Source organism: Streptomyces sp. NPDC048057 (assembly GCF_040653095.1).
In the GTDB taxonomy this organism is placed as follows: Bacteria; Actinomycetota; Actinomycetes; order Streptomycetales; family Streptomycetaceae; genus Streptomyces.
In genome coordinates this window covers 197,190-221,093 of record NZ_JBEZNF010000005.1, presented here as the reverse complement: position 1 = coordinate 221,093, position 23,904 = coordinate 197,190, and the positions used below count along the sequence as shown (strand labels likewise).

The following is a 23,904-nucleotide window of genomic DNA, read 5'->3' as shown; positions in this document are numbered from 1 at the left end:
CGGACCGAGGGGCCCCGCGACGGATCGCGGGGCCCCTCGCCGTGCGTGCGTCAGACGCGGCTGAGCGTCGGGTAGTCCGTGTAGCCCCGCTCGTCGCCGCCGAAGAAGGTGGCGGAGTCCGGGGTGTTGTACGGCCCCTGGGTCCGCAGCCGCTCCGGGAGGTCGGGGTTGGCGAGGAAGAGCGCGCCGAAGGAGATCATGTCGGCGGTGCCGTCCTCGATCGCGGCGAGCTGGTCGTGGTCGGAGGGGGTCGGGGTGCCGTCGTTGAGGATCAGCGTCCCGGAGAACTCCTTGCGCAGCGCCTCCACCAGCTCCCGGCGCTCCGGGCCGCACTGCAGCACGTGCAGGTACGCGATCCCCAGCGGCTCCAGCGCGCGGACCAGGGCGAGGTACACCTCGTCGGGCTCCGGCTCGTGGACGTCGGTCATGGGGTTGCAGGGCGAGATGCGCAGGCCCACCCGGTCCGGGCCGATCGCCTCGGCCGTGGCGCGGACCGCCTCGACGGCGAACCGGATGCGGTCCTCGACGCTGCCGACGCCCCACTCGTCGGTGCGCAGGTTGGTGTTCTGGCCGAGGAACTGGTGGATCAGATAGCCGTTGGCGCCGTGCAGCTCGACGCCGTCGAAGCCGGCGTCGACCGCGTTGCGGGCGGCGGAGGCGAAGTCCGCGATGGTGGTGCGCACGTCCTCGCCGGTCAGCTCCTGCGGGACCGGGAAGTCCTTCATGCCCTCGTGCGTGTAGAGCTGGCCGGCCGCTGCGACGGCGGAGGGGCCGACCGGGTGGAGGTCGCCCGGCAGCAGGTCCGGGTGGCCGATCCGGCCGCTGTGCATCAGCTGGGCGAAGATCGTGCCGCCCTCGGCGTGCACGGCGTCGGTGACCTTGCGCCACCCCGTGACCTGCTCGTCGCTGTGCAGCCCCGGGGTGTCGGGGTACCCCTGGCCGACCGCGGAGGGCTGGACGCCCTCGGTGATGATCAGCCCCGCGGAGGCGCGCTGGGCGTAGTACGTGGCCATGGCGTCGGTGGCCGACAGGCCGGGGCCGTAAGCGCGGGACCTGGTCATCGGCGCCATGGCGATGCGGTTCGCCAGCGTGCGTCCGGCGAGGTGGAGGGGGTCGAAGGCGGTGGTCATGAGGGCTCCCGAAAACAGAATGTATGGCCGACCAAGCATTGGCGCCGGAAGCAACCGTAACGCATTGATTGGCCAGCCAAGAGTAAAGGTTGGTCGGCCAAGGTAAAATTTCGGAGAAGTCCGCGAGACACTGGGGTCCCGGAGGGCCCGGGGCACCGGGGTCCCGGAGCCGGATGGCCGGCGCCGAGCGTGACTGGCGGAGTGAGGAGTCCCGATGACGAGCCAGGTCGAGGCGGAGGGCGTCGCTGTCCGCAGCGCGCCCGACGGCGGGGAGCCGACGTGCACCGCGGGTCGGGAGCCCGCGTGCAAGGCGGGCGGGCCCGTCGGCTACGCCGTGACGCACGTGGCCCGGCTGCACCGGATGGTCGGCGGCAAGGTGCTGCGCGGCCTCGGCCTCTACCCCGGGCAGGAGTTCGTGATGCTCCACCTGTGGAAGTCCGGCCCGCTGCGCCAGTCGGACCTGATCAAGTACGCGGAGCTGGACCCGTCCACCGTCACGAAGATGCTCCAGCGCCTGGAGCAGGCCGGCCACGTCCGCCGCCGGCCCGACCCGGCCGACCGGCGCGCGGTCCTCGTCGAGGCGACGGAGCAGAGCTGTGCCCTGCGGGTCGCGGTGGAGCAGTCGCTGAACACCCTGGAGGAGCGGATGCTCACGGGGCTCGACGAGGGCGAGCGCGCGGAGCTGCTGCGACTGCTGAACAAGGCCGAGCGCAACCTGTGCCAGGAGGCCGCCGACTGCGACGGGGCGGAGTGATCCCCCGGCCCTCTCCCCCTCAGGCGAGGGCGTCGAGCGCCCGGTCCACGTGCTCGGGCGTGTTGTAGAGGTGGAAGGACAGCCTCAGGTGCCCCGCCCGCGCCGAGGCGACGACCCCCGCCCGCGCGAGGCGCTCCACCCGCTCGCCCTGCCCGCGCACGGCCACGATCGCCGAGTCCCCGGCCACGGCCGACAGGCCGAGCGCGGCCAGCCCCTCCGTGCAGCGCCGCGCCAGCCCGGTCACGTGCCGGTGCACCGCCGCCGTCCCGACCTCCTCCAGCAGCGCCAGCGACCGGGCCGCGCCGTGGTAGGCGACGTACGCCGGTGACTCGTCGAAGCGCCGGGCGGTGGGCGCCAGGTGCTCGACCGGTCCGTACAGGGGCCAGTCGGTGGAGGCGAACGTCCCCGCGTACAGGGGCCGCAGCGTGTGCTGGGCCTCCTCGGTGACGGTGAGGAAGCACACCCCGCGCAGACCCAGCAGGAACTTGTACCCGCAGGTGACGGTGTAGTCGAAGGAGCCCGCGTCCAGCGGCAGCCACCCCGCCGACTGGCTCATGTCGACGAGCGTGCGCGCCCCGTGGACCGCCGCCGCCTCCCGTACGGCGGCGAAGTCGGCGATCCGCCCGTCGGCGGACTGCACCGCGGAGTACGCGACGAGCTCGGTGCCCGGGCGCACCGCGTCGGCGAGCGCCTCCAGCGGCGCGTACCGCAGCGCGAGGTCCCCGCGGATCGCGAAGGGCGTGATGACGGAGGTGTACTCCCCCTCCGGGAACAGCACCTCGGCCCCGGCCGGCAGGGACGCCGCCACCAGCGCGACCTGCACGGCCAGCGAGCTGCCCGCGGCGACCCGGTCCTCGGCGACCCCGCACAGCCGGGCGAAGGAGGCCCGGGAGGCGCCCAGCACGGCGTGATCACCGGCGCCGCCCGGCCGGCCGACGGCCAGCTCGTCGACGAGCGAGGTGATCGCGGCGACGGCCCGGCGGGGCAGCACACCGCAGCTCGCGGTGTTCAGATACGTCGAGGTCAGCGTGAACTCGGAACCGCCGGGAGTCTCCATGTGATCACCCTGAGCCGCCCCGGGGGACGGGTCAACCCCGCGCCCCGGGAGTGTCGGCGCCTTCCGCGGGACGACTCTGCCACGCCTTCTCCAGCACCTCGGTGAACAGCTCGGGCGGCTGTCCGCCGGAGAGTCCGTACCTCCGGTCGACGACGAAGAACGGCACGCCCCGCGCGCCCAGCTCGGCCGCCTCCCGCTCGTCGGCGCGGACGTCCGCTGCGTACGCCTGCTCGTCCGCGAGCACCGCGCGCGCCTCCGCCCCGTCGAGGCCGGCCTCGACGGCGAGCGCGGCGAGGACCTCGTGGTCGAAGACGGAGCGCTGCTCGGCGAAGTTGGTCCGGTAGACGACGTCGAGGAGTTCGCGCTGTCGCCCGCGGGCCTTCGCCAGGTGCAGCAGTCGGTGCACGTCGAAGGTGTTGCCGTGGTCACGGCCCTCGGTGAGGTACGGCAGGCCGTCGCCGCGGGCGCCCGCCGCGACGTGCTCCTCCTTCGCCCGCGCCTCCTCGGGCGTGCAGCCGTACACCTTCGCCAACACGTCGATGACGGACGACGTCTCACCCCGGGGACGTTCGGCGTCCAGCTCGTAGGAGCGGTACACGACCTCGACCCGGTCGCGGTGGTCGAAGGCGGCGAGCCCCTTCTCGAACCGGGCCTTGCCCACGTAGCACCAGGGGCAGACGATGTCGCCCCAGATCTCGACGCGAATCCCGTCCCGTTCCGTCGCCATGTGTCGCCCTCTTCTGCTCTCTTGCCGTCGCTGTCGTGCCGTCGCTGTCGGGAAGCCCGAGCGGGCGCGCCCTTAAGGGCGCGCCGCAGGGGCGACAACGCGCGGCGGGCCCGCCGCATTCCGGCGCCGGTGCGCCACGGGACGTCGAGTCGGCCGTCCGAAGAGCGCTACCGGAGCTCCAGCCGCCCGTCCACCCGGCGCGGCAGCCCGAGGGGGTTGCCCTCCGCGAGTTCCGGCGGCAGCAGCGCCTCGGGGGTGCTCTGGTACGTGACCGGGCGCAGCCAGCGCTCGACGGCGGTGGCGCCGACGGACGTGGAGGTGGAAGTGGCCGCCGGGTAGGGCCCGCCGTGGTGTTGGGCCGGGGCGACCGCGACGCCGGTGGGCCAGCCGTCGACGAGGATGCGGCCCGCGAGCGGCGTCAGCTCGGCGAGCAGCGCGGCGCCCCGCCCCCGGCCCCCGGCTTCGGCACCCGACAGGTGCACGGTCGCGGTGAGGTTGCCGGGGAGCCGGCCGAGCACCGCGGTGACGTCGTCGTCCGTGGCGTACCGGGCGACGACCGTGACGGGGCCGAAGCACTCCTCCAGCAGCAGGTCGTGCGGGCCGTCCGCGGCCAGCAGGGCCGCCGGGACGGTCAGGAAGCCGGCGCTGACGGTGTGCTCGCCGCCCGCACCCGGGGTCAGCGGGGTCTCGACGGACGGCAGGAGGGCCCGTTCCCGTACGCCGTCGACGAAGGCCGCGCGCATCCGGCGGTCGAGCATCACGCCGGGCTCGGTGTTGCCGAGCGCGGTCGTGAGGGACTCGACGACCAGGTCGCCCGCCGCCGACTGCGGGACCAGGACGAAGCCGGGCTTGGTGCAGAACTGGCCCTCGCCGAGGGTCATGGAGCCGGCGAGTCCGGTGCCGATCTCGGCGGCCCGTTCGGCCGCCGCCTCCTCGGTGACGACGACGGGGTTCAGCGAGCCCAGTTCGCCGTGGAAGGGGATGGGGACGGGGCGGGCCGCCGCCGCGTCGAAGAGGGCGCGCCCGCCGCGTACGGAACCGGTGAAGCCGGCCGCGGCGACCGCGGGGTGGCCGACCAGCGTCACGCCGGCGTCGAAGCCGTGGACGACGGCCACCACGTCCTCGGGCAGCCCGGCCCGGGCAGCCGCACGGCGCAGCAGGGTCGCGCAGAGTTCGGAGGTGGCGGGGTGGTCCGGGTGCGCCTTGACGACGACGGGGCAGCCGGCGGCGAGCGCGCTGGCGGTGTCGCCGCCGGGCACGGAGAAGGCGAGCGGGAAGTTGCTCGCGGCGTACACGGCGACGACCCCGAGCGGGATCTTGTAGCGGCGCAGGTCGGGCCAGGGCGGGGTGCGGCCGGCGTCGGCGTGGTCGATGCGCACGTCCAGGTACGCGCCGTCGTCCACGACGGCGGCGAAGGCGCGCAGTTGGGCGGTGGTGCGGGCGAGTTCGCCGGTCAGCCGGGTGGGGCCGAGGGCGGTCTCCGCGTCGGCGACCTCGATGACCGGGCCGCAGGCCTCGTCGAGCAGATCGGCCGCGGCGCGCAGCAGGGCGGCGCGGGCGGACCGGTCGGCGAGCGCGGCGGCGGACGCGTGGGCGGTGCGCACCGCGCGGTCGACCTCCGCGGCCGTGGACTCGACCGCGACCTGTTCCCGCGGCTTCCCGGTTCGGGGGTCGACACTCCAGACTGGTGCTGCTGTCACCGCGGCTTCCTCTCCGGTGGTCGTCGTCGCCGTCGACGTCGGGGTCGCCGGCACCGTCCACGACGTGCGTCGCCCCGCGCAGGGCCGGCCGTTCCTCAGGGCTCGTTCGGTATCGTGAACGACGTTCCTGTTGATGAACGGCACGGGGACTTCGGACTCTATTTCCGGGTGTTCCGCACGGTCAAGAAGGGGGCGTGGAGCCGATGGCGGCGGCCGATTCGGGGGGTTCGGGCGGGGCTCAGGTCAAGTCCGCGGTACGGACGGTGGAGTTGCTGGAGCACTTCGCCGGGCGCCCCGGGATGCACTCGCTCGCCGCGGTCCAGGAGGCCGTCGGCTACCCCAAGTCCAGCCTGTACATGCTGTTGCGCACCCTGGTCGAACTCGGCTGGGTGGAGACGGACGCGACCGGCACCCGGTACGGGATCGGGGTGCGCGCCCTCCTGGTCGGCACCTCGTACATCGACGGCGACGAGGTCGTCGCGGCGGCCCGCCCCACGCTCGACCGGCTCTCCGACGACACCACGGAGACCATCCACCTCGCCCGTCTCGACGGCACCAACGTGGTCTATCTGGCCACCCGGCAGTCCCAGCACCACTTGCGGCCCTTCACCCGGGTCGGGCGCCGACTGCCGGCGCACTCCACCTCACTCGGCAAGGCGCTGCTCGCGACGTACGGCGACGAGCAGGTGCGCAAGATGCTGCCGAAGACGCTCCCGTCGCTGACGGAACACACCGTCACGGACCGGGAGAAGCTCATCGAGGAGCTGCACGCGGTGCGGGAGCAGGGGTACGCGGTGGACCGCGAGGAGAACACCCTGGGGCTGCGCTGCTTCGGGGTGGCGATTCCGTACCGGACGCCGGCGCGGGACGCGATCAGCTGCTCGGTGCCGGTGGCCCGACTGACCCCCGAGCACGAACAGGTCATCAAGGAAGCCCTGTTCGACGCGCGGGACCGGCTGACCCTCGCCACCAGGAGGCTGTGAGAACTGGAGGGTCTTCGGGATCTCAAGGGTCCACAGGTCCACAGGTTCACGGGTGCATGGTTCACGGGTTCACGGGGAGCAAGGGTGGGGGGAGCTTCACAGGTGCGGGTGACGGTCCGGGCGGTGCTGCGCGCGCTGTTCGGCAGACGGGCCCGGGGGCGCTGGTTCCATCTGGTTGTGGGCGGCGCGCTGATGATGCCGTTCTGGATCCTGGCCGGTGTCGTCCTCGGCCCGTTCACGGGCGCGCGCTCGCTCGTGCCGACGTCCCTCGGGGACCAGTTGCTGTCGTACGCGGTCGCGCTTCCGCTGGCCACGGTGACGGCGCTGGTCTCCCAGCTGCGGCCGTTGTCGGTGGCGGCGGCGCGGGCGCTGTGCACGCTGCCGGACGGGGTGTTGGCCGACGGGTCGGCGCGGTCGCGGGCGGCCCGACTGCGGACCGCGGCCTGGTTCACGCTCCACACCGGGGTGGGCGCGCTGGTCAGCGGGGCGTCCCTGGCGTTGCCGCCGTTCGCGGCGAGCACGGCCCTGGTGCCGTTCGTCCCGCCGCTGCGCACCTGGCTACAGGTGCCGGACGTCCCGTTCTGGCTGCTCGCGCTCTTCCCCGTCGCGGGCGTCGCCATGTTCCTGGCGCTGGCGGGGGTCTCGGCGGCGGCCGGGGCGCTGTTGGCGCGTGCGGCGCCCGTCTTGCTGGGCCCGACGCCCGCGGATCGGCTGGCGGCGGCCGAGCGGCGCGCCAACGATCTGGCCGAGCGCAACCGTCTCGCCCGGGAGCTGCACGACTCGGTGGGGCACGCGCTGAGCGCGGTCACGCTCCAGGCGGGCGCGGCGCGCCGGGTCGTCGACCGCGACCCGGAGTTCGTGCGGCAGGCGCTGGAGGCGATCGAGGAGACGGCCCGGCGCACGGTCGACGAGTTGGACACGGTCCTCGGCCTGCTGCGGGACGACGGGGCGGCGGGGGCCCACGAAGCGGTGGCCGGCGGGCCCACGCTCGCGGAGCTGGACGGGCTGCTGGCGCGCAGCGGGGTGCCGGTGACAAGGGAGCGGGTGTCGCAGCGGATGACGGTCGGCGCGCTGAAGGAGGTCCCGGCACCGGAGTCCCGTGCGGCGTACCGCATCGTCCAGGAAGGGCTGAGCAACACCCTGCGGCACGCCGGGGCGGTCCCGGTGTCCTTGTGGATCGCCCGGCGCGGCGCGGAATCGGATGAACCAGGAGCACTGGACACATTGGAGATCACGATGGAGAACCCACTGCCGGACCGGGCCCCGGTGGTCCGCCCGGGTGGCGGGCGCGGGGTGGCGGGCATGGTCGAGCGGGCTGCGGCCCTCGGGGGCGTCGTCGAGGCGGGCCCGGCGGACGGGGTGTGGCGACTGTACGCCAAGCTCCCCCTGAACGACCGTTCGGGTGGCACGCTGGGATTCGATCGGTGAGCGCGGTGCGGGTCGTGATCGCCGATGACGAGCGGATGGTGCGCACTGCGCTGCGCGTGATCCTGGAAGCGGAGCCCGACCTGGAGGTGATCGGAGAGGCCAGGACCGGCGAGGAAGCCGTGTCCGTGGTGTGCGAGCTGCGGCCGGACGTGGTGCTGATGGACGTGCGGATGCCGCAGATGGACGGCATCGGGGCGACCGAGCGGATCCTCGCCGCGCTGGAGGCACCGCCGCGGATCCTGGTGGTGACCACGTTCGAGAACGACGCGTATGTGTACGACGCGCTGCGCGCGGGCGCGGCCGGCTTCCTGCTCAAGCGGACGGACGCGGACCACTTGGTGCAGACGGTCCGGCTGGTCGCCCGGGGCGATGCGCTGGTGTTCCCGTCGGCCGTGCGGGCGCTGGCGGAGGCGTACGGCACGGGGGCGTCCAGCGCTCCCCCGGCCTGGGTGGCGCGGCTGACCGAGCGGGAGGGGGACGTGCTGCGACTGATGGCGAGCGGCCTGACGAACAGGGAGATCGCCCGTGAGATGGAGGTGGGACCGGCGACGGTGAAGAGCCATGTGGCGGCGGTGCTGGCGAAGACGGGCACCCGGGACCGCACCCAGGCGGTGATCGCGGCGTACGAGGCGGGGTTCGTGGCGCCCCGCTGACCAAGCGCCGTCCGCCGTGGTGAGCGGGAGGGCAGCCGCCGTGGTCAGCGGGTGCCGTCTGAAGAATCTCTGAGAATCTCCGGAAGGGGAGGTGATGGGGAACCCGGCGACGGACCCCGGTCGTCCTCAGGTGGGATGAACAGGACGATCAGACACAGCGCCGTCTTCTGCCTGCTGCTGGTGTTGGCCCTGCTGGTGCGGGCCACCTGGGTGCAGGCATACGACTCCAAGGCGCTCGCAGACAATGACAAGAACCGGCGCAAGGTCATCGACCAGTACGCACAGCCGCTGGGTGACATCGTCGTGGCCGGCACCCCGGTCACCGGCTCCGCCCGCACCACCGGCAGCGACCTGGCGTACAAGCGGACGTACACCGACGGCGAGCTGTACGCGGCCGTGACGGGGTACAGCTCGCAGGCGTACGGCTCGACGCAGCTGGAGGGCATCTACAGCGACGTGCTCGACGGCACGGACGACCGGCTGAAGGACCCGGTGGAGGCGCTCACCGGCAAGCAGCTGGCGCCCGGTGACGTGCTGACGACGATCGACCCCGAGGTGCAGCGCGCGGCGTTCGAGGCGCTGGGCGACATCAAGGGCGCGGCCGTCGCCATGGAGCCGTCGACGGGGAAGATCCTCGGGCTGGTCAGCACCCCGTCGTACGACCCGTCGACGATCGCCGGCACCTCCGACGGCAAGGCGTGGCAGCAGTTGCTGGACGACCCGGACAAGCCGATGGTGAACCGCGCGCTGCGCCAGCCGTTGGCGCCGGGATCGACGTTCAAGCTGGTCACGGCCGCCGCCGCGCTGGAGGACGGGCTGTACGACTCGGTGGACGAGAAGACCGCGAGCCCGATGCCGTACGTCCTGCCCAACAGCACCCACGTGCTGCCGAACGACATCCCCAGCGCGCCCTGTGAGGACGCCTCCATACGCACCGCGCTGCGCTGGTCGTGCAACAACGTCTTCGGAAAGATGGCGGAGGACCTGGGAGACGACAAGCTCCGGGCGATGGCGGAGAAGTTCGGCTTCAACGACGAGGAGCGGGACGTCCCGGTGCGGGCGTACGAGAGCGTCTATCCCGCGGCGCCGGACAAGCCGCAGACCGCGCTCACCGGCATCGGTCAGTTCGAGGTGACGGCCACCCCGTTGCAGATGGCGATGGTGTCGGCGGCGATCGCCAACGACGGCGTCCTGAAGGACCCGCACATGGTGAAGCAGGTGATCGACTCGGCGGGGACGGAGCTCCAGTCGTACGACGGTTCGTCCGGCAAGCGCATCGTCTCCGAGAAGACCGCGGAACAGTTGCGCAGTGCGATGGTCACCGTCGTCGAGGACGGCACCGGTTCCAATGCCAAGGTGAGCGGAGCCGAGGTGGGCGGCAAGACGGGCACGGCCCAGCAGGGCGTGGACAACAAGGGCAAGCCGTACGCCTGGTTCACCTCGTACGCCAAGGACGACGACAACGGCAAGGAGGTCGCGGTGGCTGTGGTGATCGAGGACGCGGGCGGCCCCCGCTCCGAGGTCAGCGGCAACGGCCTGGCCGCGCCGGTCGCCCAGAAGGTGATGGCCGCCGCGCTGAAGTGACCGCCCGGCCGGTCCGCGGGCGGGAACAGCTTCGGCGTCGGACACCTCCGGGCGAAGGGCGCGCACGGTGACGCCCTTGTACTGGCTGATCACCACCAGCCCGGTGCCGACGAGCGCCTTGAGGGCCTCGCCCGCGGGGCCGTCAAGACGCCCTCGACGCACCGCAATGGGGCGCGCTAAGGGCCCTCGGCTGCCGCTCCCGTTCGCCCTGAGGTCCCGGCGGGGCCCCCGGCTAGGGCAGTCGTCCGATCCCTCGCGGGGTCCTTAGTCGCCACGCTGACTCGCGGCAGGAGTGCGACAGCGGCGGGGAACGAGCGGGGGACGACGGGTGGACAGGGGCTGGGCGGCCTTCGCGGTGCTGCGGGACCGCAACGCGGGGCTGTACTTGGGCGGTGTGGTCGTCTCGGGCTTCGGCACGACCGCGCTGTGGCTGGTCGCCGGGATCTGGGTGAAGGACCTGACCGGTTCGAACAGCCTCGCGGCGCTCACCACCTTCGCGATGTGGGCGCCCGTGCTGGTCGCGCCGCTGCTGGGCACGGTTGCCGACCGGGTGCGCCGCCGGCCGTTGCTCATCGCGACGAACCTGGCGTCCGCGGCCGTCCTGGTGCCGCTGCTGGCGGTGGACCCGGCGGACCGGGTGTGGCTGCTGCTCGTGGCGCTCGCCCTGTACGGGCTGTGTGCGCAGATCCACGACGCGGCGGAGACCGCGCTGGTGGCCACCGTGGTGGACGCCCGGCTGCTGGGCGACTTCAACGGGCTGCGGCTGACCGCCAAGGAGGGCACGAAGATGCTGGCGCCGCTGGTGGGCGCCGGTCTCTTCGCCCGGTTCGGGGCCGCGCCCGTGGTCCTCGTCGACATCGCGTCCTTCGTGCTCGCGGCCTGGGTGTGCGTCCTGCTGCGGGTGCGCGAGCCGCGCCCGGCGCGGACGGCGGGCGGCGGTCTGCGCCGGGAGGTGGTGGAGGGCGTGCGACAGATCCGGCGTTCGGCCGCGATGCGCCCGCTGGTGCTCGCGGGCGGGGTGACGATGTTCCTCGCGGGCGTCAACGGCGCCCTGGTCTTCGCGGTCGCCGACGCGGTCCTCGACCGCTCCCCCACCTTCGTCGGCGCGCTGTACGCGGCGCAGGGCCTGGGCTCCGTCCTGGTCGGGCTGGTGGCGGGCCCGCTGCTGCGGCGGCTGGACGCGCGGCGGTTCGCCGCGGTGGGCATCGCGCTCTTCGCGCTGACCGCGGCGGCGCGGGCACTGCCGTACGACGCCCTGGCCCTGGTGTGCAGCGTCGGCGTCGGCTTCGGGCTGCCGTGCGTGCTGGTCGCCGCGATGACGACGGTGCAGCAGCACGCCCCGGCCGACGCCCTCGGGCGCACCGCGGCGACCGCGAGCACGGTGATGTACGCGCCGAACGCGATCGCGCTGGCGCTGGGCGCCGGGCTGGTCGCGGTGGTGGACGTACGGGTGGCGCTGGCGGTGTTGGGGGCGGCGGGCGTGGCGACGGCGCTGGTCCTGGCGGGGCGAGGGGCCGTACGGTGATCCGCGCTCAGCGGGCGGGCGCCGACGCGACGTGTGCCGGGACCGCGTCCCACGCGCCCTGAACGTCGTCACGCCGGGGCAGCGCTCCTGGAGCGGTCGAGACGCAGGACTGCGACTCAGGGGCGGAAGCGGCGCCCCGCGCACCACACTTGACGGTGTTCGGGCCGCTCCCTAGCGTGCCCCTGCATGTGAATGATGGTCATGCATGTCCACAGCCCTGAGCGTCCGCAGCCGGGTGGGCGCCGCGGGAGTCACGCCCCGGCCCGGCGGGACGACGTACGACCAGGCGACGCACGACGCGACGAGACGAAGCACGACGAGGAGACCCGTCCATGCCCGCTCCCCGCACGGTCCTGCTCACCGGCGCCGCAGGCGGACTCGGCACGCTGATGCGGGGGCTCCTCCCCGCGTACGGCTACGAGCTCCGGCTCTTCGACGTCACCCCCATCGAGGGCGAGCCCGACGCCATCACGGCCGACCTCGCCGACCGGGCGGCGCTGCGCGCGGCGGTGACGGGCGTCGACGCGGTGCTGCACCTGGCCGCCATCTCCCTGGAAGCCCCCTTCGAGAAGATCCTCCGCGCCAACGTCGAGGGGACGTACCACCTGTACGAGGCGGTCCGGGAGGCCGGGGTGCCGCGGGTCGTCTTCGCCTCCAGCAACCACGCCGTCGGCTACACGCCGCGCCCCGCGGGCGGGCCGCCCGTCACCCGCGACGAGCTGATCCCCATCGACACCCCGCGCCGCCCCGACACGTACTACGGCCTGTCGAAGTGCTTCGGCGAGGACCTGGCGCAGCTCTACCACGACCGGCACGGGGTGGAGACGGTCTCGGTGCGGATCGGCTCCTGCTTCATGGAGCCCACGTCCGTGCGGATGCTGTCGGTCTGGATGAGCCCCGGCGACGGCGCCCGCCTCTTCCACGCGGCGCTCACCGCGCCGGACGTGCGCCACAGCGTCGTCTACGGTTCCTCGGCGAACACCCGGCTGTGGTGGGACCTGTCGAGCGCGCGGGCGCTGGGGTACGAGCCGCAGGACGACTCCGAGCAGTTCGCCGCGAAGCTCGTCGCCGAGCAGGGCGAGCTGGACCCGGAGAACCCGGCCCACCGTTACTTGGGCGGCCACTTCGTCACCGACCCTCCGCAGTGGCCGCTCTGAGCCCGTCCGGGGCCGGCTCCGAGCCGGGCAAACGAGCGAAAAGCCGAAAGCACGAAGGGTAAGGGAACGGCAAAGCGGTCCCGGTCGTTACTCCTGGCATGACCGTTATGACCCCTGGCTCGAACATCCCCCTCCCCACCGCGCGAGTGACGGTGGACGTCGCGGCCCCGGTGCGGCTCGACGTTTCGGGCCTGCTCCTCACCGCCGCCGGCAAGGTGCGCTCCGACGCCGACTTCATCTTCTACAACCAGCCGACGGGCCCGGGCGTGACCTATCGGTCCGGCGGAGGCGCCGCGCCGGACGCCATCGTGGTCGACACCTCCGCCGTCCCGCCCGGCATCGAGAAGATCGTGGTCACCGCCAGCCCGGACGCCGCGGGCCAGACCTTCCAGGGCGTCGAGCCCACGGCCACCCTGCGCAGCGCCGACGACGGCACCCCGCTCGCCACCTTCACCCCGCCCCAGCTCGGCGGCGAGACGGCCCTCGTCGTCGTGGAGATCTATCTGCGCAACGGCGCGTGGAAGGCCCGCGCCGTGGGCCAGGGCTACGCCAACGGTCTGGCCGGCATCGCGACCGACTTCGGCGTCTCGGTCGACGAGGAGCCCACCCCGCCCCCCGCGGCCCCGGTCGCCCCGCCCACCGCCTTCTCCGCCCCCACCCCGCCGGCGCCCCCTGCCCCGCCCGCTCCCCCGTCGGCCCCCGTTGCCCCTGCCGCGCCGCCCGCGCCCGCGCCCGGCACCGGCAAGATCAATCTCGACAAGGGCCGGGTCAACCTCCAGAAGAACCAGACGGTGTCCCTGGTCAAGGGCGGCCGTCCGCTGCTCTCCCAGGTCAAGATGGGCCTCGGCTGGGAGCCCGCGTACCGCGGCAAGGACATCGACCTCGACGCCTCCGTGATCGCCTACGGCCCCCAGCGCAACCACCTCGACAGCTGCTACTTCGGCAAGCTCGCCATCCTGAACGGCGCCATCAAGCACTCCGGCGACAACCTCACCGGCGAAGGCGCCGGCGACGACGAGGTCATCACCGTCGACCTCGGCCGCCTCCCCGCCGAGGCCACCGGCCTCGTCTTCACCGTGAACTCCTTCTCCGGCCAGAAGTTCACCGAGGTCGCCAAGGCGTACTGCCGCCTGCTGGACGCGGCCACCGGCGAGGAGCTGGTCCGCTTCGACCTGACGACCGCCGAGCCCCAGACGGGCGTGATGATGGCCAAACTCATCCGCCAGTTCTCCGGCGAGTGGGAAATGACCGCCATGGGCGACTTCGTCAAGTCCCGCACGGTCCGCGGCATGGTCAAGCCGGCAGCACAGGCGCTGTAGCCACCCCAGCAGCCCGGCACCACGTGAGGGCCCGCCGACCACCACCGGGCCGGCGGGCCCTTTCAGACGCCGGGTCACCTTCCCGCCGTGTCCGCACGACGGGCGAGGCGGGGGTCTCGGTCTGGCTGCCGTGACCGCGCGTTCCAACTCGCCGAAACGCGCATCGATCGCTGACAGAACCCCGGCTCAACAAGTGTCGTCCCCGCGCATGCGGGGGTGTTCCGGTCAAGGACACGTGGAAGGCCGTCTGGGAGAGGTCGTCCCCGCGCGTGCCGAGGTGTTCCGTTGAGGGTGCCGGCCCCGCGGGGCTCCGCCTTGGCCCGGACACGGGCCCGCCCGTCAGTTCAGTGTGCTGTACGCGTTCAGTGCCGGCTGGCCGCCGAGGTGGGCGTAGAGGACCGTGGAGTCTGGAGGGATCTCGCCGCGGGTGACGAGGTCGATCAGGGCGGCCATGGACTTGCCCTCGTACACGGGGTCGGTGATCATGCCCTCCGTGCGGGCCGCGAGGCGCATCGCCGCGAGGGTCGTTTCGTCCGGGACGCCGTAGGTGCCCGCGTGGTAGCGGTCGTCCAGTTCGATGGACTCGTCCTTCAGCTCGCGCTCCACGCCGAGGAGGGCGTCGGTGGCGCGGGTGATGCGGCCGATCTGGGCGCGGGTGGCTTCGGGGGCCGCGGAGGCGTCGATGCCCAGGACGCGGCGGGGGCGGGCGCCGGATCGTTCCAGGGCGGCGAAGCCGGAGAGCATGCCGGCCTGGGTGCCGCCGGTGACCGAGCAGACGACCACGGTGTCGAAGAAGACGCCGAGTTCGCGCTCCTGCTCGGCCACCTCGTACGCCCAGTTGGCGAAGCCGAGGCCGCCGAGGGGGTGGTCCGAGGCGCCGGCGGGGATCGCGTAAGGGCGTCGGCCGCTGGCGGTCACCTCGGCCAGCGTCTGCTGCCAGCTCTCCCGGATGCCGATGTCGAAGCCCGCCGGCGCCATGCGGACGTCCGCCCCGGCGAGCCGGCTGATCTGGATGTTGCCGACCTTGTCGTAGCCGGGGTCCGTCCAGTCCACCCAGTTCTCCTGCACCAGGACGCAGTCCAGGCCGACGCGGGCGGCGACGGCCGCCACCTGGCGGGTGTGGTTGGACTGGACGCCGCCGATGGAGACCAGGGTGTCGCAGCCCTGCGCGAGGGCGTCCGCGACCAGGTACTCCAGCTTGCGGGTCTTGTTGCCGCCGTAGGCGATCGGGGAGTTGCAGTCCTCCCGCTTGGCCCACAGCTCGGCGCCGCCGAGGTGGGCGGTCAGCCGGTCGAGGCGGTGCACCGGGGAGGGGCCGAAGAGCAGCGGGAAGCGGGCGTGGGCGTCAAGCGACATGGTCGACTCCTTCAGCGAGGAACTCGTCAGCATGGCCTTCGTCAGTCGGACGTGTCAGCGGTGAGACCGGTGAGGGAACTCCAGATGTGCGCGGTGACCGCGGTCGCCCCGGCCGCGTCGCCCGCCTCGCACGCGGCGATCAGCCGCTCGTGCATCCCCGCCGACTCCCACGCGCCCCGGGTGGCGAACAGCCGCCACTCCAGCCGTCGGATCAGCGGGGTGTAGCGGGCGATGGTCGCCGTCACCGCGCGGTTGCCGCACACCCGCACCAGTACGTCGTGCAGCGCGTCGTCCGCGCTCAGGGCGTCGGCGGTCGCGCCGGCGGCGACGGCCGCGGCGAAGCGGTCGTTGGCGGCGCGCATCTCGGCGACGTCGGCGGCGGACAGCAGGGGTACGGCGGTACGGGTCGCCACCTCGTGCATCGCGCCCACCACCGCTCCCGCCTCCCGCACCGCGCGGGGATCGAGCCGGGTCACCCGGGTGTAGCTCTGGGGCTTGGTCTCCACCAGGCCGTCTTCCACGAGCCGGGCGAGCGCGTCCCGCACCGGGGCCCGGGACAGGCCGAGGCGCGCGGCGAGTTCGACGTCGCGCACGGGCTCGCCCGGGGCCAGCTCGCCGCGGACGATGGCGTCGCGCAGGGCGACGTACGCGGTGTCACGCAACAGGGTTCGCCCCACGGGCCGCAGCGTCGACATGAACCGGGATGCTAGATGACTAACATGTTAGATGTCAGCCCCCGCGACGGGATCGCACCAAGACCCCGACGGCTCACGGTCGTTCGAGCCGCCGGGGCAAGGTCAAGCGGTCAAGCGGTCAAGCAAGGAGCAGCACGGCCGGCACCTCAGGCCGCCGTCGCGCCCTGAGCCCACGGCCAGTTGGCGCTACGCCCCCGCTCCAGCAGGGTCACCATCCCGAACGCCGCGTCCGACAGGCCGCCGAAGGTGTGCCGGTTCGGGGTGCCCGACGGGGCGTGCCCCGCCCGGTACCCCTCCAGGTTCCAGGTGTACACGGGCACGTGCGCCGGGACCTGTTGGGTCGGGTCGCCCTCGCGGTGCGCGTTCGCCTGCTCGTCCGTGACGATGAGCACCCGGTCGTGCTTGCGGTAGTGCCGGCGCACCGCCTCCGTGGTTTCGGTGCCGCCGAGGTTGTCGAACCGTTCCAGCACCTTGAGCACCGACTCGCCCCGGCGGAAGTCCACCGCGCTGCTGTCGGTGCCGAACTGCACCAGGTCGGCGTGCTCGGCCCGCATCGCCAGCGCGGTGCCGAACACGGCTGCCGCGTCGGCCCGGCTCAGCTGGGACCGGCTGGTCAGCATGGACCAGAACATGGACCCCGAGCGGTCGACCAGGATCAGCGTGCGGCCCGGCAGCGCGGGCACCCGGGCCAGCGAGTGGCCGAGCGCCTGCTCCAGGGCGTACGCCCACCGCAGCGACGGCGCGTGCTGGTACGCGGCGAGGTAGCGGAAGGGGAACTGCCGCGAGCGCGCGACCTCCGCCGGGTCCGCGATCCGCGCGGCGACCCGGGCGGCGACCTCGTCCGAGACGCCCGCCTCGTCGAAGTTGCGCAGGTTCCGCACGAGCGCCATCGTCCCCATGGAGGGGATGACGGCTTCCCAGGCGGCGGCGTCCATCGGGCCCTGGAGCCAGCCGGCGAGGGCCTCCCAGGTCATTCCGGCCGCGGCGAGCCGCTCGGCGCCGTCGGGCGCGACAACGTGTGCGCGCCGCTCGGCGACGGGCAGCGCCATCAGGGCGCGGTGCGCCGCGACGACGGGCAGCGCCTCGGGCACCTCCGCCTCCTCGGGGTGGTGGCGCCGGTCGAGCGCGTGCCGGAACAGTTCGCCCTGCCAGGGCTTGTCGGGCGCGGGCGTGGCGTGCACCAGGTTGAGGACGTCGCCGAAGCGGAAGCCCTTGGAGCCGGTGTCGTACTTCAACAGCGCCTTCTCGCCCCACATCCGCGCCACGGCGTCGCCGACGCCGCGCTTCACGGGCTTGGGCAGGGCGCGGCCGTACTGGGCGTGCCAGTACCCGAGCAGTTCGCCGGGCTCGTCGGGGCGGCGCAGCACGGACGCGATCACGCTGCGGTTCGACGGGCCGTCGCTCGCCGCGGCGGCGAGCCGGGCGTGCACGTACTCGGCGGCGCCGACGAGGGACGCGGTCCGCATGTTGCCTTCGCCGCGCAGCCAGCCGAGGAGGCCGGCGGTCCACTGCGGGTCCTCGACGGCGAGGCGCCGCACGAGGGCGCGGAAGCGGTCGTCCCGCTCGTCCCCGGACTCGTAGAAGGTGTTCTGGGAGACGAAGTTGGCGACGGCGAGCAGGAAGAGCTCCGACTTCGGGTCGCGCTCGGCGCCGATTCCGCCCTGGTGGGTGCGGAGCGTGCGGCCGGTGGAGCGCACCGGAGAAACGAGCTTCTTGACAAGGCGCTTGTTGAAGCGGGCCATCGGATGAATCCCCCCGAATTCACGGGGAGGTACGGCGTACGGGACGTGCCCGAGATCGGATCGGGCACGGGGAATCAGCTAGTTCACCCCGGGCGTGGTTCCCTTCCACCACCAACCCCGTGAAAGGGCCGGGCGGGACTCGAACCCGCTTCTCCCGGTCCGTGGAAGTATCCGTGTCCGGCGCACCGGGCACGTCTCGTACGCCGCACCTCCCGAGGTCAGCGCACCGGGAGGTGCGTTACAGCAAAGAAAAGGCGTGCCCAGAGATCACAGCGGCTGGACTGACATCAGGTGCTCTACCAATTGAGCTACATCGGCTCGGAAGCCGATGACGGGACTCGAACCCGCAACCGCCCCATTTACAGTGGAAGTACGTCCTGCCTGCGCACCTGGGCACGAACATCACTTTAGGACGGCGGCGAGGGAAGCCACCACGCATTTTCCCGCAATCGACCCAAGGGACCGAAGGGCGTCAGGCGCCCCGGGGCGTACGGGACTTGGCGCGGAACGCCGCCCGGCGCGCCTCCTTCGCGATGCGCCGGTCCGGGTGGAGGCCGCCGATCGCCTCCAGCACCTCCGCCGTCGCGGGGTGGTCCACCCGCCAGACCGCGTCGAAGAAGCCGCTGTGCTGTCCGACCAGGTCCTGTACGAGCCCCTGGAGCTCGGCCAGTTCGCCGCCGGCGTCGAGCTGGGCGGCGATGGTGTCGACGGAGAGCCAGAAGATCATCGCTTCGGACGGCGGCGGCACGTCGGCCGCCCTGCGCTCGGCGAGCCAGACCCGGGCGAGCCCGCCCAGCTCGGCGTCGTCGAGGACGGCGCGCACCTCCGGCTCGCCCTCGGGGCCGATGAGCGTGAGCGCCTGCTGACAGCGCAGCCGGCGCAGCGGGGCGCCCTCGTCCGCGCCGCGCGCCGCCGTGAGCAGCTCGCGCGCCGCGGCGGCGGGCTCGTGGCGGTCGAGCCACAGCTCGGTCTCGGCGCGCGCCGCCGACTCGGGGTAGTGCGCCAGCCCGTCGAGGAGGACGTCGGCGCCCTTGGCGGCCAGGTCGCCCACGGCGGGGACGTCCAGCCCGGCTTCCAGCATCCGGGTCCGCACCCCGTACAGCCCAAGCGGGGTCAGGCGCACCAGGCCGTAGCGGGAGACGTCCTCCTCGCCCACGGGCTCGCCCGGCTCGGCGGCTTCCGTGCCGGCCTCCGCCATCAGCTCTTCGTCGACGGGCCGGAAGTCGACCAGTCCGACGGACTCCAGCAGCCGGAACTGGTCGTCGAGCCGGACCATCGCCGTGGAGACCTGTTCGAGGACGTCGTCCGTGGGCTCCCCCATGTCGTCGGGGACGATCATCGAGGCGGCGAGGGCGGGCAGCGGCACGGGCTCGTTGCCGGCGCCGCCGTCCGTGACGGTGAGCAGGTAGAGGTTGCCGAGGACGCCGTCGAGGAACTCCGCCTCCCCCTCCGGGTCCCAGTCGAGCGCGGCGTAGTCGATCTCGCCGTCCTCGCCGATCACGTCGCTGATGTCGTCCAGCAGGGGCGCGATGGCGTCGGCGTGGGCGGCGTCCAGGATCTCCAGCCAGACGGCGAGGACGTCCTGCGGGCCGCCGGAGGTGAGCAGGGAGAGGTTCTCGCCCGGCGTCACCGTGCCGTACGCGTCGTCCGAGGCGTCGTCGGCGTCGGCGTCGGCGTCGGCGTCGGCAGCATCGTCGGTGGGGTCGTGCACGGCCACGAGGCCGGCGTCCACCGCCGCCCGCCACGCCTCGCTCGCGTACGCCCGCCCCTCGTCGTCCTGCGGGAGGCCGATCTGCTCCGCCGCGGCGGACAGCTGCTCCTCGACCAGCTCGCCGCCGGCGCCCACCCGGGTCTCGGCCCCGGCCCAGCGGGCGAGGCGCACGGCCCGGGAGAGCAGGGTCGTGGCGAGCGCGTCCCGCGCCAGCTCCGCGTCGGAGTGCAGCCGTACGGGCGGCATGGAGGGACGGTCCTGGGGCATCGGCTGGTTCTCCTCGGGGGCGGGTCGGATCCGGGCATGGCCCCGGGGCACGGTTCCCCAGCGTAGACGCTTTCCCCTGCATTCCGCGGCGCCTGGACGGTTCCCGGCCGCGAAGACGGCGAAGCACCGACCCTCCGGCTGGGGCGGCCCCTTCGTCCGGTCCCGGGAGCACTCCTCGCCCCGCCCCGCCGGAACGTGCGCCGCCCGTGCGCCGACGTCATCCGCCCGACGCCCCGCGTACATCCGGACGCCCTTGACAAGTGCCCTGCGCAGACCGGAGATTGACGCGCGTAGAGCCGTGCGGGGCACGCGTGCGCCGTCCTGCCGCGCTCCTCCCCCGCACTCCCCGCCCCTCACTCGACTTCCGGAGCTTCGATGTCCTCCTCCGCGATACCTAGACCGGCCGCCGTCGCCGTCCTGACGGCCGCCGCCCTCGCCGCCGGTCTGCTGGCCGGATCCGCCCCCGCCTCCGCCGCGGACCCCGCGGTCAGGATCCACGACGTCCAGGGCGCCACCCGCGTCTCCCCGCTCGCCGGCCAGCCGGTCGCCGACGTCCCCGGCGTCGTCACCGGCGTACGGACCTACGGCTCCTCGCGCGGCTTCTGGTTCCAGGACCCGGACGGCGACGGCAACGCCGCCACCAGCGAAGGCGTCTTCGTCTTCACCGGCTCCGGCTCGACGCCCACCGTGAAGCCCGGGGACTCCGTGCTGGTCTCCGGCACGGTGGCCGAGTTCGTCCCCGGCGGCGCCTCGTCCGGGAACCAGTCCCTGACCCAGATCACCCGCGCCGCGGTCACCGTGGTCTCCAGCGGCAACGCCGTGCCCGAGCCGGTCACCGTCGCCGCCTGGACCGTGCCCGGCGCGTACGCCCCCGCCGGCGACCCCGCGGCCGGCGGCAGCATCAACGGCCTGCGCCTGGACCCGCGCCGCTACGCCCTGGACTACTACGAGTCCCTGGAGGGCGCCAACGTCCGCATCGGCACCTCCCGCGTCGTGGGCGCCACCGACCCGTACTCCGAGCTGTGGGTGACGGTGAAGCCGCAGGAGAACCCGACCGCCCGCGGCGGGGCGCGCTACGGCTCGTACGCGTCGCAGAACACCGGCCGGCTCAAGGTGCAGTCCCTCGTCCCGCTCACCGAGGAGCCGTTCCCGAAGGCGAACGTCGGCGACGTGCTCAAGGGCACCACGGAGGGGCCGCTGGACTTCAACCAGTTCGGCGGCTACACCCTGGCCGCCCGTGACCTCGGCACGGTCGTCGACCGCGGCCTGGAGCGGGAGCGGACCCGGCCGCAGACGAAGAACGAACTCTCGGTGGCCACGTACAACGTCGAGAACCTCGACCCGGGCGACCCGCAGGAGAAGTTCGACGCGCTCGGCCGGGCCGTGGTGGAGAACCTGGCGTCGCCGGACGTGCTCGCCCTGGAGGAGATCCAGGACAACACGGGGGCGAAGAACGACGGCACCGTCGCCGCCGACCAGACGGTGCGGAAGTTCGTCGACGCGATCAAGGCGGCCGGCGGCCCCGCCTACGAGTGGCGCGGCGTCGACCCGGAGGACAACAAGGACGGCGGTCAGCCCGGCGGCAACATCCGCCAGGTCTTCCTCTTCAACCCGGAGCGGGTCTCCTTCACCGACCGCCCGGGCGCCGACGCCACCACGGCGACGGGCGTCGTGCGCGAAGGGCGCACCGCGGCCCTCACCCACTCGCCGGGCCGCGTCGCGCCCGCCGACACCGCCTGGGAGTCCAGCCGCAAGCCGCTCGCCGGCGAGTTCGCCTTCCGCGGCAAGAAGGTGTTCGTCGTCGCCAACCACTTCGGCTCCAAGGGCGGCGACGAGTCCCTGACCTCGCACCGCCAGCCGCCGAACCGCTCCTCCGAGGTCCAGCGGCTGGCGCAGGCGCAGGCGGTGAACACCTTCGTCAAGGACCTCCTGGCGGTGGACCGCCGGGCGGACGTCCTGGTCGTGGGCGACATCAACGACTTCGAGTTCTCGGCGACGACGCAGGCGCTCACCGCCGGCGGCGCGCTGTACCCGGCCGTGAAGTCGCTGCCGCGCGAGGACCGCTACTCGTACGTCTTCCAGGGCAACAGCCAGGTGCTGGACCAGATCCTCACCAGCCCCGGCATCGGCCGGTTCGACTACGACAGCGTCCACATCAACGCGGAGTTCACGGAGCAGAACAGCGACCACGACCCGCAGGTGCTGCGCTTCCGGCCGTGACCCGACGGGTGGCCGGCGCCGCTCACGCGCCCGGGCTCAGGCTCAGCCCGGGCGTGTAGCGGTTCACCCGCGACGCGCGCACCCCGGGGTAGGCGTGCACCCGGTCCCACGCCTCGGTCGCGGAGCCGATGCCGTCGCCGGGCGCGGCGAGGGCGGCGACGTGGGAGGCGGCGTCCGTCCACTCGGCGTAGTTGAGCACCCGGGTGCCGTCGGTGCCCACGTGGAACCAGCCGGAGATCCCGGCAGCGTGCGGAAGGTCGTCGTCGGATCCTTCGACGGCAGTGAGCCGGGGATCGCTGGCCAGGGCGGCGAAGACACCGTCCACCCAGTCCCGCTGCCGGTCCCGGTCCGGCCCGTCGAACTCCACCTCGACGATCACCACGCACCCGGGGATCCGCAGGTCGTCGGGGTTCCCCCGGCCGCCCCGGTACAGCTCGTACGCGTGGAGCCCCAGGCGCTGGATGCCGGGCACCGCGGCGTCGATCTCGGCGTTCCGCTCGTCCCGGCACCCCGCCGAGAAGAACTGCTGGTAGGCGTCCTCGTCGGCCCACTGGGAGTAGTGCAGCAGGGTGCGGCCGTCGTTGCCGACGTGGACCGTGTACGACAGCAGCCCCACGTCCGGCCAGCTCCGCTTCCGCCACGCCGCGCCGATGGCCTCGATCGTGGCCCGCTGGCGTTCGGGGGTGCCGACGTCCCAGGTGGACACCTTGACCAGGCCGACGCCCTCCCGGGCGAGGTCGGGCCGGGCATCGGTCTGGGCTGCGGCCTCGTTCGCGTGCACGGGCATGGTGACTCCCCTCCGTACGGGCGGAGCCGTCGCGGCCCGCCGTCGATCACCATCGTGAGACGTCAAGCACGGTTGAGGTCAACGCGGCCGACCCGTCTCCGTCAACTCGCCCTCGCAGCATCACTCTTCAGCATGCCTAACGGTTCATTCGAAGCAGATCTAAGTGGACCTACATCGTGCTGCCGCCGCACACTGCGGAGCATGACCACTTCCCGCCCCCGCCCCTTCGGCCGGGTCCTCTGCGCCATGATCACGCCGTTCACCGCGGACGGCGCGCTGGACCTGGACGCCGCGGCGCGGCTCGCCCACGGCCTGGTCGCCGACGGCTGCGACGGCCTGGTCCTGAACGGGACCACCGGTGAGTCCCCGACCACCTCCGACGCCGAGAAGTCCGCGCTCGTCCGGGCCGTGCGCGCCGCCGTCGGCGACGGGGTCCCGCTCGTCGCGGGCGTCGGCAGCGCGGACACCCGGCACACGGTCGAGCTGGCCCGGGCCGCCGGGTCCGCGGGCGCCGACGGCCTGCTGGTCGTCGCGCCGTACTACAGCCGGCCCCCGCAGGCGGCCGTCGAGGCGCACCTCAAGGCCGTGGCCGACGCGGTCGGCATTCCGCTGGTGGTGTACGACATCCCCGGCCGCACCGGGGTCCGCATCGCGCCCGAGACGCTGCTGCGCCTGGCCGAACACCCCCGCGTCGTGGCCGTCAAGGACTGCTCGTACGACCTGCTGGGGGCGGCGAAGGTGATCGCCGGCTCCGACCTCGCGTACTACTCGGGCTGCGACGAGCTGCACCTGCCGCTGTACGCGATCGGCGGCGCCGGCTGCATCAGCACGGTCGCCAACGCGGCGCCCCGCGCGGTGCGCGCGGTCCTCGACGCCTTCGACCGGGGCGACACGGCCGGGGCCGCCCATCTGCACCAGGCGCTGCTGCCGCTGACCGAGCTGATGATGTGCGCCGAGCTGCCGGGGGCGGTGACGGCCAAGGCGCTGCTGGACGCGGGCCCCGTACGAGCTCCGCTCCAGGGCGCGGACCCGGCGGCGACGGCGGCCCTGCGCGCCGCGCACGACGTGCTCACGGCGGCCGGAAGGCAGTGAAGGCGGGCGGGAACGCC

General features: G+C 73.3%; 19 protein-coding genes and 1 pseudogene. 10 read left to right on the top strand and 10 right to left on the bottom strand.

Annotated elements, in window-relative coordinates:
- Positions 1–50 precede the first annotated feature (50 nt).
- Positions 51–1,130 carry an alkene reductase gene (locus tag AB0E05_RS07745; protein ID WP_361960384.1) on the bottom strand — a complete coding sequence of 360 codons (1,080 nt, stop codon included), beginning with the start codon at positions 1,128–1,130 and terminating at the stop codon, positions 51–53.
- A gap of 214 nt (positions 1,131–1,344) precedes the next feature.
- Between AB0E05_RS07745 and AB0E05_RS07740 the strand changes: the two genes are divergently transcribed.
- Complete coding sequence (locus tag AB0E05_RS07740) at positions 1,345–1,884, top strand: MarR family winged helix-turn-helix transcriptional regulator (protein WP_361960382.1); 540 nt, start codon at positions 1,345–1,347, stop codon at positions 1,882–1,884.
- Between the two features lie 19 nt (positions 1,885–1,903).
- Here the strand turns inward: AB0E05_RS07740 and AB0E05_RS07735 are convergent, their stop codons facing one another.
- The 3 genes from AB0E05_RS07735 to AB0E05_RS07725 form a co-directional block, all read right to left on the bottom strand.
- Positions 1,904–2,941 (bottom strand): aminotransferase class V-fold PLP-dependent enzyme, encoded by a 1,038-nt coding sequence (locus AB0E05_RS07735; RefSeq protein ID WP_361960380.1) that lies wholly within the window; start codon positions 2,939–2,941, stop codon positions 1,904–1,906.
- Positions 2,942–2,972: 31 nt separating this feature from the next.
- On the bottom strand, positions 2,973–3,647 hold the full coding sequence (locus tag AB0E05_RS07730; RefSeq protein ID WP_361960580.1) for a DsbA family oxidoreductase: 675 nt from the start codon (positions 3,645–3,647) through the stop codon (positions 2,973–2,975).
- Between the two features lie 188 nt (positions 3,648–3,835).
- Positions 3,836–5,368, bottom strand: a complete 1,533-nt coding sequence (locus AB0E05_RS07725; protein ID WP_361960378.1) for an aldehyde dehydrogenase (NADP(+)) — start codon at positions 5,366–5,368, stop codon at positions 3,836–3,838.
- Between the two features lie 203 nt (positions 5,369–5,571).
- On the opposite strand from AB0E05_RS07725, the gene AB0E05_RS07720 reads away from it, so the two are divergent.
- The 4 genes from AB0E05_RS07720 to AB0E05_RS07705 all read left to right on the top strand — a co-directional run bounded on the left by AB0E05_RS07720 (position 5,572) and on the right by AB0E05_RS07705 (position 10,016).
- The gene (locus tag AB0E05_RS07720) at positions 5,572–6,351 is read left to right on the top strand and encodes an IclR family transcriptional regulator (protein ID WP_361960578.1); all 780 of its coding nucleotides are present in this window, start codon (positions 5,572–5,574) and stop codon (positions 6,349–6,351) included.
- Positions 6,352–6,435: 84 nt separating this feature from the next.
- Positions 6,436–7,779: a histidine kinase gene (locus AB0E05_RS07715; protein ID WP_361960376.1), complete on the top strand. Its 1,344-nt coding sequence runs from the start codon at positions 6,436–6,438 to the stop codon at positions 7,777–7,779.
- A 5-nt stretch (positions 7,780–7,784) separates the two neighbouring features.
- Complete coding sequence (locus tag AB0E05_RS07710; protein WP_361960576.1) at positions 7,785–8,432, top strand: response regulator transcription factor; 648 nt, start codon at positions 7,785–7,787, stop codon at positions 8,430–8,432.
- A gap of 135 nt (positions 8,433–8,567) precedes the next feature.
- The gene (locus tag AB0E05_RS07705) at positions 8,568–10,016 is read left to right on the top strand and encodes a penicillin-binding transpeptidase domain-containing protein (protein ID WP_361960374.1); all 1,449 of its coding nucleotides are present in this window, start codon (positions 8,568–8,570) and stop codon (positions 10,014–10,016) included.
- Between the two features lie 60 nt (positions 10,017–10,076).
- Here the strand turns inward: AB0E05_RS07705 and AB0E05_RS07700 are convergent.
- Positions 10,077–10,145 (bottom strand): annotated as a pseudogene (locus tag AB0E05_RS07700) (GntR family transcriptional regulator); the annotation flags it as partial.
- Positions 10,146–10,344: 199 nt separating this feature from the next.
- On the opposite strand from AB0E05_RS07700, the gene AB0E05_RS07695 reads away from it, so the two are divergent.
- From AB0E05_RS07695 to AB0E05_RS07685, 3 genes are all read left to right on the top strand, one after another.
- Entirely contained in the window at positions 10,345–11,541 is a 1,197-nt protein-coding gene (locus AB0E05_RS07695; RefSeq protein WP_361960372.1) for an MFS transporter, read from the top strand.
- A gap of 332 nt (positions 11,542–11,873) precedes the next feature.
- A complete protein-coding gene (locus AB0E05_RS07690) occupies positions 11,874–12,698 on the top strand; it encodes an NAD(P)-dependent oxidoreductase (protein WP_361960370.1) in 825 nt (274 codons plus the stop codon).
- Between the two features lie 107 nt (positions 12,699–12,805).
- A complete protein-coding gene (locus tag AB0E05_RS07685) occupies positions 12,806–14,017 on the top strand; it encodes a TerD family protein (protein ID WP_361960574.1) in 1,212 nt (403 codons plus the stop codon).
- A gap of 339 nt (positions 14,018–14,356) precedes the next feature.
- On the opposite strand, the gene AB0E05_RS07680 is transcribed toward AB0E05_RS07685, so the two are convergent.
- From AB0E05_RS07680 to AB0E05_RS07665, 4 genes are all read right to left on the bottom strand, one after another.
- Positions 14,357–15,373 (bottom strand): 1-aminocyclopropane-1-carboxylate deaminase, encoded by a 1,017-nt coding sequence (locus AB0E05_RS07680; RefSeq protein ID WP_361960368.1) that lies wholly within the window; start codon positions 15,371–15,373, stop codon positions 14,357–14,359.
- Positions 15,374–15,414: 41 nt separating this feature from the next.
- A complete protein-coding gene (locus AB0E05_RS07675) occupies positions 15,415–16,068 on the bottom strand; it encodes a GntR family transcriptional regulator (RefSeq protein ID WP_361960366.1) in 654 nt (217 codons plus the stop codon).
- Positions 16,069–16,214: 146 nt separating this feature from the next.
- The gene (locus AB0E05_RS07670; RefSeq protein WP_361960364.1) at positions 16,215–17,810 is read right to left on the bottom strand and encodes a TROVE domain-containing protein; all 1,596 of its coding nucleotides are present in this window, start codon (positions 17,808–17,810) and stop codon (positions 16,215–16,217) included.
- Between the two features lie 472 nt (positions 17,811–18,282).
- A complete protein-coding gene (locus tag AB0E05_RS07665; RefSeq protein ID WP_361960362.1) occupies positions 18,283–19,788 on the bottom strand; it encodes a hypothetical protein in 1,506 nt (501 codons plus the stop codon).
- A 375-nt stretch (positions 19,789–20,163) separates the two neighbouring features.
- On the opposite strand from AB0E05_RS07665, the gene AB0E05_RS07660 reads away from it, so the two are divergent.
- Complete coding sequence (locus tag AB0E05_RS07660; RefSeq protein ID WP_361960360.1) at positions 20,164–22,008, top strand: endonuclease/exonuclease/phosphatase family protein; 1,845 nt, start codon at positions 20,164–20,166, stop codon at positions 22,006–22,008.
- A 22-nt stretch (positions 22,009–22,030) separates the two neighbouring features.
- Here AB0E05_RS07660 and AB0E05_RS07655 read toward each other — a convergent pair whose 3' ends face one another.
- Entirely contained in the window at positions 22,031–22,795 is a 765-nt protein-coding gene (locus tag AB0E05_RS07655) for an antibiotic biosynthesis monooxygenase (RefSeq protein WP_361960358.1), read from the bottom strand.
- Between the two features lie 201 nt (positions 22,796–22,996).
- On the opposite strand from AB0E05_RS07655, the gene dapA reads away from it, so the two are divergent.
- Positions 22,997–23,887: a 4-hydroxy-tetrahydrodipicolinate synthase gene (dapA, locus tag AB0E05_RS07650; protein ID WP_361960356.1), complete on the top strand. Its 891-nt coding sequence runs from the start codon at positions 22,997–22,999 to the stop codon at positions 23,885–23,887.
- Positions 23,888–23,904 lie beyond the last annotated feature (17 nt).